This is a genomic window from Gordonia sp. SMJS1 (assembly GCF_029866425.1).
Lineage (GTDB): Bacteria > Actinomycetota > Actinomycetes > Mycobacteriales > Mycobacteriaceae > Gordonia > Gordonia hongkongensis.
In genome coordinates this window covers 2,050,627-2,066,899 of the sequence record NZ_CP123381.1, presented here as the reverse complement: position 1 = coordinate 2,066,899, position 16,273 = coordinate 2,050,627, and the positions used below count along the sequence as shown (strand labels likewise).

Below are 16,273 nucleotides of genomic sequence, written 5' to 3'. Positions count from 1 at the left end.
GCTCAGCCGCCGGCGACCGCGGGCAGGATGGTCACCTCGTCACCGTCGTCGATCGGGGTGTCGAGGCCGCCGGAGAATCGCACGTCCTCGTCGTTGACGTAGATGTTGACGAACCGGTGCAGTTTGGCGGTGCCGTTCTCGTCGGGCGCGACGAGTCGTTCCTTCAGCCCGGCGTTGCCCGTCTCGAGGTCGTCGATCAGGGCGGCCAGCGTCGAACCCGACCCCTCGACGCGCTTCTCCCCGCCGGTGTGAGTACGCAGGATCGTCGGGATGGATACGGTGACAGACATGCTCAGCTCCTGATCTCGATCTCTTCTTCGGTGACCGCACCGTCGACGATGCGATAGCTACGGATCTCGGCGGTCTCGGGGTCGCGCGTGGACACCAGCACGTAATGGGCGCCGGGCTCGCCGGCGTAGGAGATGTCGGTGCGGCTCGGGTACGCCTCGGTGGCGGTGTGCGAGTGATAGATCACGACGGGTTCCTCGTCACGGCGGTCCATCTCCCGCCAGACCGCGAGCTGCTCGGCCGAGTCGAAACGATAGAAGGTCGGCGACCGCTCGGCGTTGATCATCGCGATGAAACGCTGCGGATCGTCGGAACCCTCCGGCCCGGCGATCACCCCGCAGGCCTCGTCGGGATGGTCGGCGCGCGCGTGCGCGACCATGGCGTCGACCAGCTCCTGCCCGATCTTCAGCATCGGTGTCGCATTCTCCTGTCCAGACGTGTCCACACCCGGGACCCCGGGGTTCCCCGAGGCGCAACATCGTCGCCGCGGCACCTATTCCGTTCGCCGTTCGCGACGACCCCGGTCAGCGGAACGCCGACGGCGCCGTCTGTGCGTAGGTGGGGATCGATGCGACCGGTTCCGCCGCGAGGACCGCGTTCACGATGGCCTGCTGGACGACGTCGGCCGCGGCCCGGCACACCTCGGCGACCACGGCGACGTCGGCATGCATACCCGCCGGCGCCGGCACCGGTGTCGACGGCCGGGCCGCACCCGTGGCGATGCCGAAGATCGTGTCCCCGTCGAGCGGCGAGTGCGCGGGCCTGATCGCCCGCCCGAGACCGTCGTGTCCGGCCATCGCCAGCCGCTTGGTCATCGGCGCGTCGAGCGCGGCATCGGTGGCCACGACACCGATCGTCGTGTTGAGCACGGTGTGCTTCGCCGCGAGGTCGGCGAGCGAGTCGATGTCGGCGGCCGACGGCCGGCGCAACCCCAGGCGGCCCAGTTCGGTCTCGCCGAGGTCCCACGGCAGCCCGGTCTGCGGGTCGATGACCGCCCCGACCGGGTTGGCGACCATCACTGCGCCGACGGTGATGCCGGCCGCGGGACCGGCGTCGAACGTCATCGACGCCGTCCCGACCCCGCCCTTGAGCGCGCCGGCCCGGGCGCCGACACCCGCACCCACACACCCGACGGCGAATTCCGTGTCCGCTGCGCGGACCGCGTCCACTCCGAAGTCCGCGTCGGGTCGGTGGTCCCAGGCACCGACGGGGAGGTCGAAGATCACCGCGGCGGGGACGATCGGCACCACGTGCCCGCGGTCGTCGAGCGGGAGTCCGATCCCGTCGGCCTCGAGCGCGCGCATGACCCCGTCGGCGGTGGCCAGTCCGTAGGCACTACCTCCGCTGAGCACGATGGCGTGCGCGGTCTGGACCGTGTTCGACGGGTCGAGGAGATCGGTTTCGCGGGTACCCGGACCGCCACCGCGGACGTCGACGGCGGCGATGGCGCCCGGCGCCGACACCCGTACGACGGTGGTCCCGGTGGCCCACCCGTGACCGTCGGGGGCCTCCGGTGCACCGGCGACCCGGGCGTCGGGGTCGACGCGGTGCGCGTGCCCGACGGCGAGGCCGGCGATGTCGGTGATGCGATTGCCGGCCGGGGCCGGTCGGCCGAGTGTGCTCACGAGACCCCTGACGTCGAAGCGGACGAAGTTCCCGAACGGAACCCTAATGGTGTGTCTCGGAAACAGGTGGCCGGTATCCGGTGGAGCGATCGGTGGTCTGGCAAGGCGGAGGAGGGAGGGATAGCGGAGCTATCTCGACCGACGACAACGCAGCCAGGCGCCGATCGAGCGCCGGAGACCAGTCGCTTATTTCCGAGACACACCACTAGTCACATCAGGGCTTCGACGAGGAGGTCCTGCATCACCGTGAGCCAGTGGTAGACGTCGAGATGCGCCGCATGCGGGTGGTCGGGTGGCAACTGCTCGGGCGTGTCCTCGGAGATCCCGAGCATCGCGCCGAGTGCCAGTCGCACGTCGTTGAGCGAGGTGAGCCACGCCGCGGCCTCGTCGGGAGTCAGGGCGAAGTCCCCGCCGCCGGCCGGCAGGGTGTCGAGCAACACCCGGGCGGCGCCGAGCTTGGCGTCGATGATCTGTGGTTCGTGCACGCTCCGCAGCGCCGAGTTCAGTTCGCCGTTGACGACCTCGGCGGAGAGTTCGTCGTCCTGGTCGGGCCGGTGGAAATCCGGGAGGAGACGGCCCAGGGTCACATCGTCGGGTGCCTGCGAGTGCCCGACGTCGATACCGGTCAGCCTCGCGAGGTCGTCGCGGGGCGCGGAATCGGCTCGTTCGGTGAGCAATTCGCACATCGACGTGACCATCGACGCGAGCAGCTCTGCTTCGTGCGCGTCGAGTTGCGATGCGATGCGCATCGTCTCGCCGCGCCCCTTGCGTTTCCAGGTGCGCACGCGTCTCAGTGTGCCTGCCGCGCCGCGAAGGCCGACCGACCGGTTCGGAGTCGTCCGCGGCCGGTCCGGGTCACGAATCCCGCTGCATCGTCGCCCACAGCCCCGCGGCGTGCAGCTTCGCGACGTCGGCCTCGACCTTGTCCCGGTCTCCGGAGGACACCACTGCCCTGCCCTCGGTGTGGACCTGCATCATCAGTTCGTTGGCGCGGGACTCGGAGTAGCCGAAGATCTTCTGGAAGACGAAGGTGACGTACCGCATCAGATTGACCGGGTCGTCCCACACGATCGTCATCCAGGGCTTGTCGAGTCCCGCCGCGCCGTCGGCGACCTCTGGTTCGGCAACCGCCGTACCGCCGGGGGTAGCCTCGTGCGCACGAGTTTCGTCAGGCGCCATGAGGACAGGGTAGGCGATTGTGAGCAACGACAACACCGCGCTGCTGACCGATCAGTACGAACTGACGATGGTCGCAGCGGCACTTCGCCACCCGGTTGCGCACCGCCAGTGCGCATTCGAGGTCTTCGCGCGCCGCCTCCCCGACGGCCGGCGCTATGGCGTGGTGGCCGGAACCGGCCGCGTTCTCGACGAACTCGCAGCGTTCCGGTTCGGCGACGAGGAGATCGCCGTGGTCGAGCGATTCCTCGACGCGGACACGGTGGCCTGGCTGCGGGACTACCGGTTCTCCGGTGACATCGACGGTTACCGGGAGGGCGAACTCTACTTCCCCGGTTCGCCGATCCTCACCGTCCGCGCGCCCTTCGCGGAGGGGGTCCTGCTCGAGACCCTGATCCTCTCGATCCTCAACCACGACAGCGCGATCGCGTCGGCCGCGGCCCGCATGGTCAGCGCGGCCGGGTCGCGCCCGATCATCGAGATGGGCTCGCGGCGCACCCATGAGCGCGCCGCGGTCGCCAGTGCGCGCGCCGCCTACATCGCCGGCGTCGCCGCCACCTCGAACCTCGAGGCGGCCCGGAGCTTCGGCGTGCCCAGCGCCGGCACCGCCGCCCACGCCTTCACCCTCGGTTTCACCGGCCCGGACGGGCCCGACGAGAAGGCCGCGTTCGCCGCGCAGATCGAGGCCCTCGGGATCGGTACCACGCTGCTTGTCGACACCTACGACATCACCCAGGGCGTGCGCAACGCCATCGAGGTGGCCGGCCCCGGACTCGGTGCCGTGCGCATCGACTCCGGCGACCTCGGGGTGCTGGCGCGCCAGGTCCGCGCGCAACTCGACGACCTGGGCGCGACGGAGACGAAGATCGTCGTGTCCGGCGATCTCGACGAGTACGCGATCGCCTCGCTGCGCGCCGAGCCGGTCGACACCTACGGGGTCGGGACATCCCTGGTCACCGGGAGCGGGGCGCCGACGGCGGGGATGGTCTACAAACTCGTCGAGGTCGACGGCCTGCCGGTCGCCAAACGGGCGAGTCACAAGGAGTCACGCGGCGGCGCCAAGTCGGCCGTGCGGGCGGCCCGGTCCAGCGGCACGATCGTCGAGGAGATCGTGTATCGCGCCGACGGCACCCGCCCCGCGCCGGACGGGCTCGGCATCCGGGACCTGCAGATCCCGCTCGTCCGCGGTGGGACGCCCGTGGCGTCGCTGCCCACTCTCACCGATGCCCGCGCGCACCTCGCGGCCGGCCTGGTCAGCTTGCCCTGGGAGGGTCTCGGCCTGTCCCATGGAGATCCCGCGGTTCCGACCCGCTACGAGCTCGGCTGACCGCACCCCGACGCCCGGAACCGATGTCCCCCGACGACAGGAGAATTGGATGAGCGCCGAACGCAGCGACGGCACCCGTCCCGCCGACGCGCTGATCGTCGTCGATGTGCAGAACGACTTCTGCGAGGGCGGCGCCCTCGGGGTGAACGGTGGCGCCGCGGTCGCACGGGCGGTCACGTCGATCCTCGACGAATACCAGACCGTCGTCGCGACCCGCGACTATCACATCGACCCCGGTGCGCACTTCTCCGACGACCCCGATTACGTCGACACCTGGCCACCGCACTGCCGCGTCGGCACCGACGGTGTCGCGTTCCACCGCGAATTCGACGCCGCGGCGGCGCACGAGGTCTTCTCCAAGGGCGAGTACAGCGCCGCATACTCCGGCTTCGAGGGCGCGGCCGACGACGGCTCCACCCTCGCCGTGTGGTTGCGGGAACGGAAGGTGAAGTCGGTCGACATCGTCGGCATCGCCACCGACCACTGCGTGCGGGCAACCGCGCTCGACGCCGTGGAGGCCGGTTTCAGCACCCGCGTCCTCCTCAACTTCACCGCCGGTGTCGCGCCCGAGACGACGTCGAAGGCTCTCTCGGCGCTGCGGCAGGCGGGTGTCGAACTCGTGGGCGACCTGCTCTACGACGGGTCGAGTCGGACCGGGTAGCAGCGCCGCGGTCCCGACCACGATCCCGATCTCGACAGCGGGAACCGACCGGGCCCGCGATACGTCTGAAAGAACACCGTTCCCGCGCACGGCGAACCCAGCAAGGACAACCGGAACACACCTCATGCCCAACACACCCCCGGTGACCGACCTTCTCGACGCGGCGGTCACCGCACTCGGCGGTCACCGCCGCGGCGGTCAGGTCGCGATGGCCTCCGCGGTGGCGCATGCCATCGACACCGGCGAGCATCTCGCGGTCCAGGCCGGCACCGGCACCGGCAAGTCGCTGGCCTACCTCGTGCCGGCCATCCGGCACGCCGTCGAGAGCGGCCGCACCGTCGTGGTGTCCACCGCGACGATCGCGTTGCAGCGCCAGCTCATCGAGCGCGATCTCCCCCGCCTGGCCAAGGCGCTGAAGAAGCCGATCGGCCGCGAGCCCACCTTCGCAATTCTCAAAGGGCGCGGAAACTATCTGTGCCTGAACAAGATCCACTCCGGTACCGCCGACGAGCCGGACACCGAGCTGTTCGACCCGTTCGAGCTGTCGCGCACCGGCCGGGAGGTCACGCGTCTGCGGGAGTGGAGCAGCGAGACCGAGACCGGCGACCGGGACGACCTCGTCCCCGGCGTCTCCGACCGGTCGTGGCGACAGGTCAGCGTCACCGCCCGCGAGTGCCTGGGCGCGGCCAACTGCTCCTACGGCGAGGACTGCTTCGCCGAGCAGTCCCGCCGTCGGTCCGGGAAGGTCGACGTGGTGGTGACCAACCACGCGCTGCTGGCCATCAACGCCACGAGCCCGGCCAACGTCTTGCCCGAGCACGACGTCGTCGTCATCGACGAGGCCCACGAGCTCGTCGACCGGATGACGTCGGTGGCCACCGACGAACTGTCGGCGGCCTCGGTGGCGCTCGTCGCACGCCGGTGCGGGAAGCTCGTCGACGAGGAGACCGCCGACGCCCTCCTGGGCGCCGGTGAACAGCTGGGCGAATTGCTCGACAACGCGCCGATGCGCCAGTGGACCGGCCTGCCGTCCGACGCCACCGCTGTCCTCGTGATGCTGCGGGACCGGCTGTGGCAGGCGCGCACCGCGATCGGACCGGTACGGATGGCCGGCGCCGACGACGGCGCGGCGGCCGCCCGCTCGGCGGCCCTGACCTCACTCGAGGACATGCACGACACCGTCGTCCGCGTACTCGGTGCGTTCGACGAACCCGACGAGGCGAAGCGGCGCGACGTCGTGTGGGCGTCACTGGACACCTCACGCCGCGGGGCCGAGCCCCGGCCCATCCTGCACATCGCACCGCTGTCGGTCGGCGGCCTGCTGCGGGCCTCCCTGTTCGCCGACGCCACGGTCATCCTGACCTCGGCGACCCTCACGATCGGCGGCTCCTTCGACGCCCTCGCCGCGACCTGGGGACTCCCGGCATCGGGGCGCGGGACCGACCGTCCGGTGACAGACGAGACGAGCCCCGCAGCGGGGTCGAGCACAGCCGACGTCACCGCCAGCGGGAAGGCGGTCCCGTCCGATTCGGGTTCGGCACGCTGGACCGGCCTCGATGCCGGCTCGCCCTTCGACTATCCGCGGTCGGCGATCCTCTACGTCGCACGTCACCTCCCCCGACCCGACCGCTCGGGCATCTCGTCGCGGACGATGGACGAGATCGCCGAGCTCGTGAACTCCGCCGGCGGACGCACGCTCGGTCTGTTCTCCTCGATGCGCGCGGCGCGCGAAGCCGCCGACGCGATCCGCGACCGCACCGACCACCCGGTGCTGTGCCAGGGTGGCGACACGACGTCCACCCTGGTCCGGCGGTTCGCCGACGACCCGGCGACCTGCCTGTTCGGCACCTTGTCCCTGTGGCAGGGGGTCGACGTGCCGGGCCCGTCGTTGAGCCTCGTGCTCATCGACCGCATCCCCTTCCCTCGTCCCGACGATCCGCTGCTGACCGCCCGGCAGCGTGCGGTCGATGCGCGCGGCGGCAACGGATTCCTGTCGGTGGCGGCCAACCACGCCGCGCTGCTGCTCGCCCAGGGCGCCGGCCGCCTGCTGCGTTCGGTCGACGACCGCGGGGTCGTCGCGGTCCTCGACTCCCGACTGGCCACGGCGGGGTACGGCGGTTATCTGCTCGCGTCGCTGCCCCCGATGTGGCGTACCACCGACCCCGCGGTCGTCCGTTCGGCACTGACCCGATTGACCGATCCCGCCCGTTCGGTGGGCTGACCTCGACCGACCCCGCCGCGCCCCGCCCGCCCGACACGGCGGGCGATCCATGACAAGACAATCCCGTCCGCGGGGCACTAGGTTGGGTACCGGTGATACCAACGAAGGCGAGACCGACAGCGCACCCCGGCCACTCACGGGAGCTGACGACAGGAGGCTCCACGTGATCGGGCGCATGGGTATCGACGACATCGCACCCCTTGTGTCAGCGGGCCAGCAACCTGCCAAAGCCGTTGTGGGAGAATACTTCCCGGTCAGTACCACGGCCTGGCGCGAAGGACACGACGCGCTCGGCGTCACACTGCACGTCGAGGCTCCGCGACGCGGGCCGTTCGATGTCCGGATGGTTCCCGCGCCGGAACCGGACACCTTCAACGCAGCCTTCGTCCCCGACGCCGTCGGATTCTGGTCGTACCGGATCGAGGCCTGGAGCGACCCCTACGCGACGTGGCGTTCGGCCGTTCTGAAGAAGCTCGACGCCGGGCAGGGCGCCGCCGACCTCGCCAACGACATCGAGACCGGCGCGCGGGTACTGGACACCGCAGCCGACCTGGTCGCCGGTGATGACCGAGAACTCCTGCTCGACGCCGCGCGCCAACTCCGGGCACGTCGGCGCCGTGTCGAGAACCGGGTGGGTCTGGCGGTCTCCGACGAGGTCGTCGAACTGCTGACCGCCCATCCCGTCCGCGAGCTCGTCACCAAGAGCCGTACCTACCGGGTGTGGGTCGATCGCAAGCGCGCACTGTTCGGCTCGTGGTACGAACTGTTCCCGCGCTCGACCGGCGGCTGGGACGGTGAGGGCAATCCCGTCCACGGCACGTTCCTCACCGCCGCCCAGGATCTGCCGCGCATCGCGGACATGGGCTTCGACGTCGTCTACCTGCCACCGATCCACCCGATCGGTGAGATCAACCGCAAGGGCCCCAACAACACCCTCGTCGCGGGACCCGAGGATGTCGGTTCGCCGTGGGCCATCGGATCATCCGACGGCGGGCACGACGCCATCCATCCCCTCCTCGGCACCGAGGAGGACTTCGAGTACTTCGTCGGCCGGGCTCGCGAACTCGGCCTCGAGGTCGCGCTCGATCTGGCCCTGCAGTGCGCACCGGATCATCCGTGGGCGCTCGAGCATCCGGAGTGGTTCACCACCCAGCCCGACGGCACCATCGCCTTCGCGGAGAACCCGCCGAAGAAGTACCAGGACATCTACCCGCTGAACTTCGACAACGACCGCAACGGCATCTACCGAGCGGTCCTCAAGGTCGTCCTGCACTGGGTCGGGCTCGGAGTCGACATCTTCCGCGTCGACAATCCGCACACCAAGCCGCCGAACTTCTGGGAGTGGCTGATCAGTGAGGTGAAGAAGCGCCACCCCGACGTGCTCTTCCTCTCCGAGTCCTTCACCCGGCCGGCGCGGCTCTACGGCCTCGCCCGGCTCGGCTTCAGCCAGAGCTACACCTACTTCACCTGGAAGACGCTGAAGTGGGAGCTCGAGCAGTTCGGCCGGGAGATCGCCGACCACGCCGACGAGGCCCGCCCCAACCTCTTCGTCAACACCCCCGACATCCTGCACGAGAGTCTTCAGCACGGCGGTCCGGGCATGTTCGCACTGCGCGCCGCGCTCGCCGCGACCCTGGCCCCGACATGGGGTGTCTACAGCGGATACGAGCTGTACGAGCACGTCGCCGTGACCGAGGGCAGCGAGGAGTACCTCAACTCGGAGAAGTACGAGCTGCGGCCCCGTGACTACAAGGCGGCGGCGAGCCGCGGCGAGTCGCTCGAGCCGTGGATCACCTCGCTGAACGAGATCCGGCGCCGGCACCCCGCACTGCAGCAGCTGCGCAACATCCATTTCCACCATGTCGACAACCCGTCGCTGATCGCCTACTCGAAGATCGACCCGGTGTCGGGCGACCGGGTCATCGTCGTGATCAACCTGAACCCGTTCGGTCCCGAGGACTCCACGGTCTGGCTCGACCTGCCGAAGCTCGGCTTCGAGTGGTACGACCGCTTCCCCGTCCGCGACGAGGTCTCCGGCGAGGAGTACTGGTGGGGCCAGGACAACTACGTCCGGCTCGAGCCATGGCGGGCGGTGGCGCACATCCTCGCCTTGCCGCCCCTCGAACCTGTTGCCGCACAACAGCTCGCCTATCGGATCCAGTGAGGTATCAGTGACCGATCGCACCGATCCGCCAGACCTGCCCGACCCCTACGCGACCGACCACGACCTGCGTCGGCTCGCGGCGCAGACCCATCCCGATCCACACGCCTTCCTCGGCGCCCACGACGCGCCCGGCGGCGCGACGATCCTGCGCACCCTGCGCCCGAACGCGATCTCGGTGTCGGTGGTCATCGGCGGAGTCGATCATCCGATGACCCGTCAGACCGACGACCTGTGGGTGGTCACCGTGCCGATGGCCGACCTGATGGACTACCGGTACCGCGTCGTCTACCCCGATTCCACCGGGGGCACGTCGGAATTCGTCGTGGCCGACGGTTACCGGTTCCTGCCGAGCCTCGGCGACGTCGACATCCATCTGTTCAGCGAGGGCCGCCACGAGGAACTGTGGAATGCCCTCGGTGCGCGGGTGACGTCGTACACGACCACCGACGGCGATGTGCACGGCACCGCCTTCTCCGTGTGGGCGCCGAATGCCCACGGTGTCACCGTGATCGGCGACTTCGACGACTGGACCGGGCGCGTTGCGCCGATGCGCAAGGTCGGGGTCAGCGGGGTGTGGGAGGTCTTCATCCCCGACGTCGGCGACGGGACCCACTACAAGTTCCGCGTCCATGGCGCCGACGGCGTCATCCGCGACAAGGCCGACCCCATGGCCTTCCGCACCAGCACGCCCCCGGCAACCGCGTCCCGGGTCACCGTGTCCGAACATGTCTGGACCGACGACGCGTGGATCGCGCGCCGGGAACGGTCCGCGCCCGAGCGTGAGCCGATGAGCGTCTACGAGGTCCACCTCGCGTCCTGGCGTCAGGGCCTCGGCTACCGCGAACTCGCGCACGAGCTGGCCGATTACGCCGTCGAGAAGGGCTTCACCCACGTCGAGTTCCTGCCCGTCGCCGAGCACCCGTTCGGCGGTTCCTGGGGTTACCAGGTCACGTCGTACTACGCGCCGACGGCGCGCTTCGGAACGCCCGACGACTTCCGCTACCTCGTCGATCACCTCCACTCCCGTGACATCGCCGTGATCGTCGACTGGGTGCCGGCCCACTTCCCCAAAGACGACTGGGCGCTCGCCCGATTCGACGGCACCCCGCTGTACGAGCACGCCGATCCGATGCGCGGCGAGCAGCTCGACTGGGGCACCTACGTCTTCGACTTCGGCCGGCACGAGGTCCGCAACTTCCTCGTGGCGAACGCCCTGTTCTGGTTCAGCGAGTTCCACATCGACGGTCTCCGCGTCGACGCGGTGGCCTCGATGCTCTACCTGGACTACTCACGACCGGCCGGGCAATGGCGCCCCAATGTGCACGGCGGTCGCGAGAACCTGGAGGCGGTGCAGTTCCTCCAGGAGACCAACGCGACTGTGCACAAACATTTCCCGGGCGTGATCACGGTGGCCGAGGAGTCGACCGCATGGCCGGGCGTGACCCGCATGACCGATCTCGGCGGGCTGGGGTTCAGCTTCAAGTGGAACATGGGCTGGATGCACGACACCCTCGACTACCTGTCCCGCGATCAGATCCACCGCAGCTTCCACCACCACGAGATCACCTTCTCGCTGGTGTACGCGTGGAGCGAGAATTTCGTGCTGCCGCTCTCCCACGACGAGGTCGTGCACGGCAAGGGCACCCTGTGGACGCGCATGCCGGGCGATTCGTTCGCCAAGGCCGCGGGCGTGCGGGTCTACCTCGCCTACATGTGGTCCCACCCCGGCAAGCAACTGCTGTTCATGGGACAGGAGTTCGGGCAGACCGGCGAATGGGCCGACAACCGGAGTCTGGACTGGCATCAGCTGGAGGGCTGGGAGGGCGAACTGCACTCCGGCATCTCGGCCCTCGTCACCGACCTGAACCGGATCTACCGGTCCCGACCGGCGCTGTACACCCAGGACATCGATTCACTGGGTTACGAGTGGATCGACGCCAACGACACCGCCAACAACGTGATCAGTTTCCTCCGGTACGGCACCGACGGATCGGTCGTCGCGTGCCTGTTCAACCTGAGCGGCTCCGACCGCGCCGACTATCAGGTCGGGTTGCCCTCGGCCGGGGTCTGGGACGAGATCCTCAACACCGATGCCGACGCCTACAGCGGTGCCGGGCGCGGCAACATGGGTTCGATCACGGCGGACGGGCCGTCCTATCACGGACGTCCCGTGTCGGCTCGGGTCATGCTGCCCGCCAACTCGGCGATCTGGCTGGTGCCGCGGGAGTGAAGGCCCCGCGGCACGCGGCGCTCAGTAGAGCGCGCTGGCCAGCTTGCGCCGGGCGCTCACGACGAACTGCTCGGCGGGATCGAAGAGTTCGAACAGCTCGAGCAGCCGGGTGCGCGCCCGGGTGCGCTCCTCCCCCGCGGTCACGCGCACGACATCGATGATGCGGTCGAACGCGGCTTCGGGCTGTTGGTTGAGCAGCAGGACGTCCGCGGCCGCGAGCTGCGCATCGACGTCACGCGGGGACGCCGTCTCCACGATGGCGGGATCGTGCGCCTGCGCCCGCAGGATGAACTCGAGGTTCCGCGCGGCGGACACCGCTTCGAGGTTCTCCGGCTCGGCCTCGGCGATCGCCCGGTAGTCGGCGAGTGCGCCGTCGAAGTCGCCGTCGTTCAGCTTCGTCTCGGCGGCGACCAGCCTCGGGTCCTCGGGCTCCGGCTCGGGTGCGGGCCCGTCGGGAACGCCCGGGAGGATGTCGCCGATCTGGGCGAAGATGTCGTCGATCCACTGGGTGATCTCGGCCTCGGAGCGCACCCCGTTGAAGGCGGTCACCGGCTGTCCCTGCACGATCGCGACGACCATCGGGATCGACTGCACCCGGAACGCCTGTGCGATACGGGGATTGGCGTCGACGTCGACCTTCGCCAGCACCCAGCGCCCGCCCGACTGCGCGGCGAGGCGTTCGAGGACCGGCGACAACTGCTTACACGGCCCGCACCATTCCGCCCACAGGTCGATGACCACGAGCTGCTGCATCGACCGGTTGAGCACCTCGGCCTCGAACGTCTCCTCGGTGACGTCGAGGACCGCGGCCGCCGCGGTTCCCGCACCGGCGGCCGGCGATTGCCCGCCCTCGGCGGGCGGCTCACCGGGCGCGGCAGGTCGTGCTGCGGCCTGCGACTGGGCCCGTTGCGCTTGTGCGCGTTCGGCTTCGGCCCGCTCCTTGAGTACGCCGAGATCCACCGCGCCGGACATGGCCATGGCTGCTGCCGCCTGCTGTCGGGCCGCGGCGGCGGCCTGCTGACGATTGGTTGGTCGCGTCACCCCTCCAGTGTGTCACGACGCCCACGCGGAATCAGACGACGTCGGGCGAACGCGTTCCGTCCGGCGCGGCGGTGCGCGTGCGGTCCGGGCGAACGACCGGCGCGAGCACGACGGCGAGGACGAGCGCCGCCACGGCCGCGAGCAACCCGGTGTTCAGCGAGGTCCGGCTGCTGATGAAGCCGACGACCGCGGGACCGGCGAGCATGCCGAGATAGCCGCATCCGACGACGGCGGAGATCGTCCGGCCGCTCGACTCCCCCGACAGATTGCCCGCCGCGGTGAAGATCTGCGGGATCAGCCCCGCCAGACCCAATCCGAACACGCCCCATCCCACGATGGCGAGGAGGGGTACGGGCGAGAGCACCGCGATCAGGATTCCGGCGGTGCCGAGCAGGCCGCCGTAGCGGACGACCGCCACCGGTCCCACCGACCCGACGACCGGATCGATGACGAATCGCGCAACGGTCATCGTCGCGCTGAACGCGCCGAACGCGATGGCGCCGACGGCTTCGGCGGAACCGAAGGTCTCGACCACGTGCAGTGCACTCCAGTCGTAGGCGGTGCCCTCGGCGAGCATGAGTGCGAACGCGACCACCGCCAGCAGGACCAGGCGGCGCCGGTCCACGGTGTGCCACCACTTCCCGGACGCGGGGCCGTCGGCGTCTGCACCGCGTGCACTCGCATCGTCGGTCCCCACCTCGCGACCAGCCAGACCGCGCGCGTTCCACGCCACGACGCCGATGCCGGCCGCCGCGGCGCAGGCCACGGTGAGGACGACACCGACGTCGGCCCACAGGGTTGCCGCGACCACTCCCGAACCCACGAGACTGCCCGCCGAGAAGAACCCGTGGAACGACGACATGATCGGTCGGCCGTAGGCCCGTTCGACCACGACCGCCTGCGCGTTCATCGACACATCCAGGCAACCGTTGGCGAATCCGAAGGCGACGAGCGCGGCGGCGAGCGTCAGGGCGTCGGCGGCGAGCACCGGGGCGACGATGACCGCAGACAGCAGCAGCGCGGCACCGATCGTCACCGGCCGGGACCCCCGACGGTCGATCAGACGGCCGCAGACCTGCATGCCGACGAACGCCGACGCGCCGAGCAACAGCAACAGTCCGCCGAGTTGGTCGTGATCGACTCCGGTGCGCGCACTGATGACCGGGATGTGGGCCACCCACATCGCGGCGAGAAACCCGTTGAGCGCGAAGATCGCCCCGACGCTGCGGCGGGAGCGCCGGAGCGTCGGGGCGATCGAAGGCGGGATCGGGGCGGTCAGGCCGTGGCCTGCCTGGGCGCGCGGTCGGCGGACAGTTCGGCGAGATGGCCGTTACGGCGCGCCCACCACTCGAACACGATCGTGCCGAACGGCGGGAGGCTCGAGACCAGCGCCAGCAGGGTGACGATCGGGATTCCGATCCGCCGCGAACCCACCGGCAGCTCCCACTTCACCGCGTTCCACTTGAGCTGGATCGCTGTGATCAGAGCGACGACCACGAAGATCACGAAGACGATCCCGTGGATCATGCCCGGCTTGGCGATGGCCTCGTCGTCGTCGTTGACCCGCTTGACGACCATGGCGACCAGCAGGACCGCCCAGGTGATCGCCTCGGCGACGGCGACGAACCGGAAGCGCTTGGCGGGAGTGGTCAGGTCGAAGAATGACAGCATGGCCCTCATTGTGCCGAATCGGACAGCAAACTACTACAAGATGTCGTAGACATCTCGTTCGTTCAGGACTTCGGAACCCGGATGATCAGCGCGTCACCCTGGCCGCCGGCTCCACAGAGCGCGGCTGCACCGACGCCACCGCCCCGTCGCTTCAGCTCGAGCGCGACATGCAGCGCGACGCGCGCCCCGGAGGTCCCGATCGGATGTCCGACGGCGATCGCACCACCGTTGACATTGACGATCTCGGGATCGACGCCGAGCTGCTTGGTCGAGGACAGCCCGACCGCCGCGAAGGCCTCGTTGATCTCGATGAGGTCCAGGTCCGCGGGTGCGATGCCCTCGCGGTCACAGGCCTTGACGATCGCATTGGCCGGCTGCGCCTGCAGGCTGGAGTCCGGGCCGGCGACGACGCCGTGGGCGCCGATCTCGGCCAGCCACGTGACGCCCAGTTCCTCGGCCTTGGCCTTGCTCATCACCACGACGGCCGCCGCGCCGTCGGAGATCTGCGACGAGTTGCCCGCGGTGATCGTGCCGTCCTTGCGGAAGGCCGGCCGCAGCCCGGACAGCGACTCCACGGTGGTGTTGGCGCGAATCCCCTCGTCCTCGGCGAACTCGATCGGGTCGCCCTTACGCTGCGGGATGGCCACCGGCACGACCTCGTCGTCGAAGACGCCGTTCTTCCACGCGGCTGCGGCGAGCCGGTGGCTTCGTGCCGCGAACTCGTCCTGTTGCTCACGGGTGAACCCGTCGGCGTCGTTGCCCTGCTCGGTCAGCGCCCCCATCGGCTGATCGGTGAAGGCGTCGAAGAGCCCGTCGAAAGCCATGTGGTCGACGAGTTCGGTGTTGCCGTACTTGAAGCCGCCGCGGCTGTTGGGCAGGAGATGGGGCGCCTGGGTCATCGACTCCTGGCCGCCGGCGACGACGACGTCGAACTCTCCGGCCCGGATGAGCTGATCGGCCAGCGCGATCGCGTCGATCCCCGACAGACACATCTTGTTGATGGTCAGGGTCGGGACGTCCCAGCCGATACCGGCCTTGATCGCGGCCTGGCGGGCGGGCATCTGACCGGCCCCCGCGGTCAGCACCTGGCCCATGATCACGTACTCGACCTCGGATGCCGGAACGCCGGCCCGCTCGAGTGCGCCCTTGATGGCGACCGCGCCGAGATCGACCCCGCTGAAGTCCTTCAGGGAGCCCAGCAGGCGGCCGAAGGGGGTGCGTGCGCCGGCGACGATGACCGTGGTCTTGTCGGCAGTCGAAGTCATGAGGGAACCTCCGGGAAGTGTCTAGATAGGGGGCCAACCGAGCGCCCGCTCTGTGCGCTCAACACCTCAACGCTACCGTTGTCCCATGTCTTCCTCAGCAACGGACCCCAGCGCCACCGCACTCATCTCCGACCTGATCGTCGCCATCGATCACGTCGGCATCGCCGTCCCCGATCTCGACGCCGCCAAGGAGTGGTACGCCACCCACCTCGGGTTCGAGACGCTGCATCAGGAGACGAACGCCGAGCAGGGCGTCGAGGAGGCCATGGTCGGCCCGGCCGGCGGCACCGGTGCGGTCATCCAGTTGCTCGCCCCGCTCGACGAGTCGTCGACGATCGCCAAGTTCATCGACCGCAACGGTCCTGGGCTCCAGCAGCTCGCCGTGCGGGTGACCGACGTCGACGCGGTCACGGCACGACTCACCGAAGCCGGCGTCCGGGTCCTCTATCCTGCCGCGAAGCGGGGCACCGCGGACTCCCGCATCAACTTCGTCCACCCCAAGGACGCGGGCGGCGTGCTGCTCGAACTCGTGGAACCCGCCGCCACCGCACACTGATCCGCCGCAGCGGCCGAAAACCGTTGCGCCGCTAGCTGACTCGACATG

Annotated in this window: 15 protein-coding genes; 6 read left to right on the top strand and 9 right to left on the bottom strand. The window is 69.5% G+C overall.

Translation table 11 applies throughout. The annotated features are described in order from the left end of the window. Window positions 1–2 precede the first annotated feature (2 nt). The 5 genes from QAD21_RS09435 to clpS all read right to left on the bottom strand — a co-directional run bounded on the left by QAD21_RS09435 (window position 3) and on the right by clpS (window position 3,092). Window positions 3–290 (bottom strand): MoaD/ThiS family protein, encoded by a 288-nt coding sequence (locus tag QAD21_RS09435; protein WP_065629054.1) that lies wholly within the window; start codon window positions 288–290, stop codon window positions 3–5. A gap of 2 nt (window positions 291–292) precedes the next feature. Further along, window positions 293–700, bottom strand: coding sequence for a M67 family metallopeptidase (locus QAD21_RS09430; protein ID WP_065629055.1), 408 nt, complete (start codon window positions 698–700; stop codon window positions 293–295). 112 nt (window positions 701–812) lie between these two features. Next, on the bottom strand, window positions 813–1,913 hold the full coding sequence (locus QAD21_RS09425) for a P1 family peptidase (protein ID WP_159370588.1): 1,101 nt from the start codon (window positions 1,911–1,913) through the stop codon (window positions 813–815). A 209-nt stretch (window positions 1,914–2,122) separates the two neighbouring features. After that, window positions 2,123–2,698: a DUF2017 domain-containing protein gene (locus tag QAD21_RS09420; protein WP_137810879.1), complete on the bottom strand. Its 576-nt coding sequence runs from the start codon at window positions 2,696–2,698 to the stop codon at window positions 2,123–2,125. 70 nt (window positions 2,699–2,768) lie between these two features. Then, complete coding sequence (clpS, locus tag QAD21_RS09415) at window positions 2,769–3,092, bottom strand: ATP-dependent Clp protease adapter ClpS (RefSeq protein WP_033203522.1); 324 nt, start codon at window positions 3,090–3,092, stop codon at window positions 2,769–2,771. A 19-nt stretch (window positions 3,093–3,111) separates the two neighbouring features. On the opposite strand from clpS, the gene QAD21_RS09410 reads away from it, so the two are divergent. From QAD21_RS09410 to glgB, 5 genes are all read left to right on the top strand, one after another. After that, the gene (locus tag QAD21_RS09410; protein WP_065629058.1) at window positions 3,112–4,416 is read left to right on the top strand and encodes a nicotinate phosphoribosyltransferase; all 1,305 of its coding nucleotides are present in this window, start codon (window positions 3,112–3,114) and stop codon (window positions 4,414–4,416) included. A gap of 49 nt (window positions 4,417–4,465) precedes the next feature. Continuing rightward, complete coding sequence (locus QAD21_RS09405) at window positions 4,466–5,077, top strand: isochorismatase family protein (protein ID WP_159370587.1); 612 nt, start codon at window positions 4,466–4,468, stop codon at window positions 5,075–5,077. A gap of 124 nt (window positions 5,078–5,201) precedes the next feature. Next, window positions 5,202–7,298, top strand: a complete 2,097-nt coding sequence (locus QAD21_RS09400; RefSeq protein ID WP_159370586.1) for an ATP-dependent DNA helicase — start codon at window positions 5,202–5,204, stop codon at window positions 7,296–7,298. 163 nt (window positions 7,299–7,461) lie between these two features. Further along, on the top strand, window positions 7,462–9,462 hold the full coding sequence (locus QAD21_RS09395; protein WP_058249983.1) for a maltotransferase domain-containing protein: 2,001 nt from the start codon (window positions 7,462–7,464) through the stop codon (window positions 9,460–9,462). 7 nt (window positions 9,463–9,469) lie between these two features. Then, window positions 9,470–11,692, top strand: a complete 2,223-nt coding sequence (glgB, locus tag QAD21_RS09390) for a 1,4-alpha-glucan branching protein GlgB (protein ID WP_159370585.1) — start codon at window positions 9,470–9,472, stop codon at window positions 11,690–11,692. 21 nt (window positions 11,693–11,713) lie between these two features. Here the strand turns inward: glgB and QAD21_RS09385 are convergent, their stop codons facing one another. The 4 genes from QAD21_RS09385 to QAD21_RS09370 form a co-directional block, all read right to left on the bottom strand. After that, a complete protein-coding gene (locus QAD21_RS09385; RefSeq protein WP_277244668.1) occupies window positions 11,714–12,670 on the bottom strand; it encodes a tetratricopeptide repeat protein in 957 nt (318 codons plus the stop codon). Between the two features lie 94 nt (window positions 12,671–12,764). Further along, window positions 12,765–13,916: an MFS transporter gene (locus QAD21_RS09380; protein WP_205333116.1), complete on the bottom strand. Its 1,152-nt coding sequence runs from the start codon at window positions 13,914–13,916 to the stop codon at window positions 12,765–12,767. Window positions 13,917–14,008: 92 nt separating this feature from the next. Continuing rightward, entirely contained in the window at window positions 14,009–14,404 is a 396-nt protein-coding gene (locus QAD21_RS09375) for a DUF3817 domain-containing protein (RefSeq protein WP_058249980.1), read from the bottom strand. Window positions 14,405–14,466: 62 nt separating this feature from the next. Next, the gene (locus tag QAD21_RS09370; protein WP_065629062.1) at window positions 14,467–15,669 is read right to left on the bottom strand and encodes an acetyl-CoA C-acetyltransferase; all 1,203 of its coding nucleotides are present in this window, start codon (window positions 15,667–15,669) and stop codon (window positions 14,467–14,469) included. A gap of 85 nt (window positions 15,670–15,754) precedes the next feature. Here QAD21_RS09370 and mce point away from each other — a divergent pair, with 85 nt between their 5' ends. After that, entirely contained in the window at window positions 15,755–16,225 is a 471-nt protein-coding gene (gene mce, locus QAD21_RS09365; RefSeq protein ID WP_058249978.1) for a methylmalonyl-CoA epimerase, read from the top strand. The last annotated feature ends 48 nt before the right edge of the window (window positions 16,226–16,273 follow it).

What these genes read in the sequence shown, in the direction of transcription:
- QAD21_RS09375 (WP_058249980.1), bottom strand. Translation starts at nt 14,404, where the DNA reads ATGCTGTCATTCTTCGACCTGACCACTCCCGCCAAGCGCTTCCGGTTC.
- QAD21_RS09370 (WP_065629062.1), bottom strand. Translation starts at nt 15,669, where the DNA reads ATGACTTCGACTGCCGACAAGACCACGGTCATCGTCGCCGGCGCACGC.
- clpS (WP_033203522.1), bottom strand. Translation starts at nt 3,092, where the DNA reads ATGGCGCCTGACGAAACTCGTGCGCACGAGGCTACCCCCGGCGGTACG.
- QAD21_RS09435 (WP_065629054.1), bottom strand. Translation starts at nt 290, where the DNA reads ATGTCTGTCACCGTATCCATCCCGACGATCCTGCGTACTCACACCGGC.
- mce (WP_058249978.1), top strand. Translation starts at nt 15,755, where the DNA reads ATGTCTTCCTCAGCAACGGACCCCAGCGCCACCGCACTCATCTCCGAC.
- QAD21_RS09430 (WP_065629055.1), bottom strand. Translation starts at nt 700, where the DNA reads ATGCTGAAGATCGGGCAGGAGCTGGTCGACGCCATGGTCGCGCACGCG.
- QAD21_RS09405 (WP_159370587.1), top strand. Translation starts at nt 4,466, where the DNA reads ATGAGCGCCGAACGCAGCGACGGCACCCGTCCCGCCGACGCGCTGATC.
- QAD21_RS09385 (WP_277244668.1), bottom strand. Translation starts at nt 12,670, where the DNA reads ATGGCCATGTCCGGCGCGGTGGATCTCGGCGTACTCAAGGAGCGGGCC.
- QAD21_RS09380 (WP_205333116.1), bottom strand. Translation starts at nt 13,916, where the DNA reads ATGTGGGTGGCCCACATCCCGGTCATCAGTGCGCGCACCGGAGTCGAT.
- QAD21_RS09400 (WP_159370586.1), top strand. Translation starts at nt 5,202, where the DNA reads ATGCCCAACACACCCCCGGTGACCGACCTTCTCGACGCGGCGGTCACC.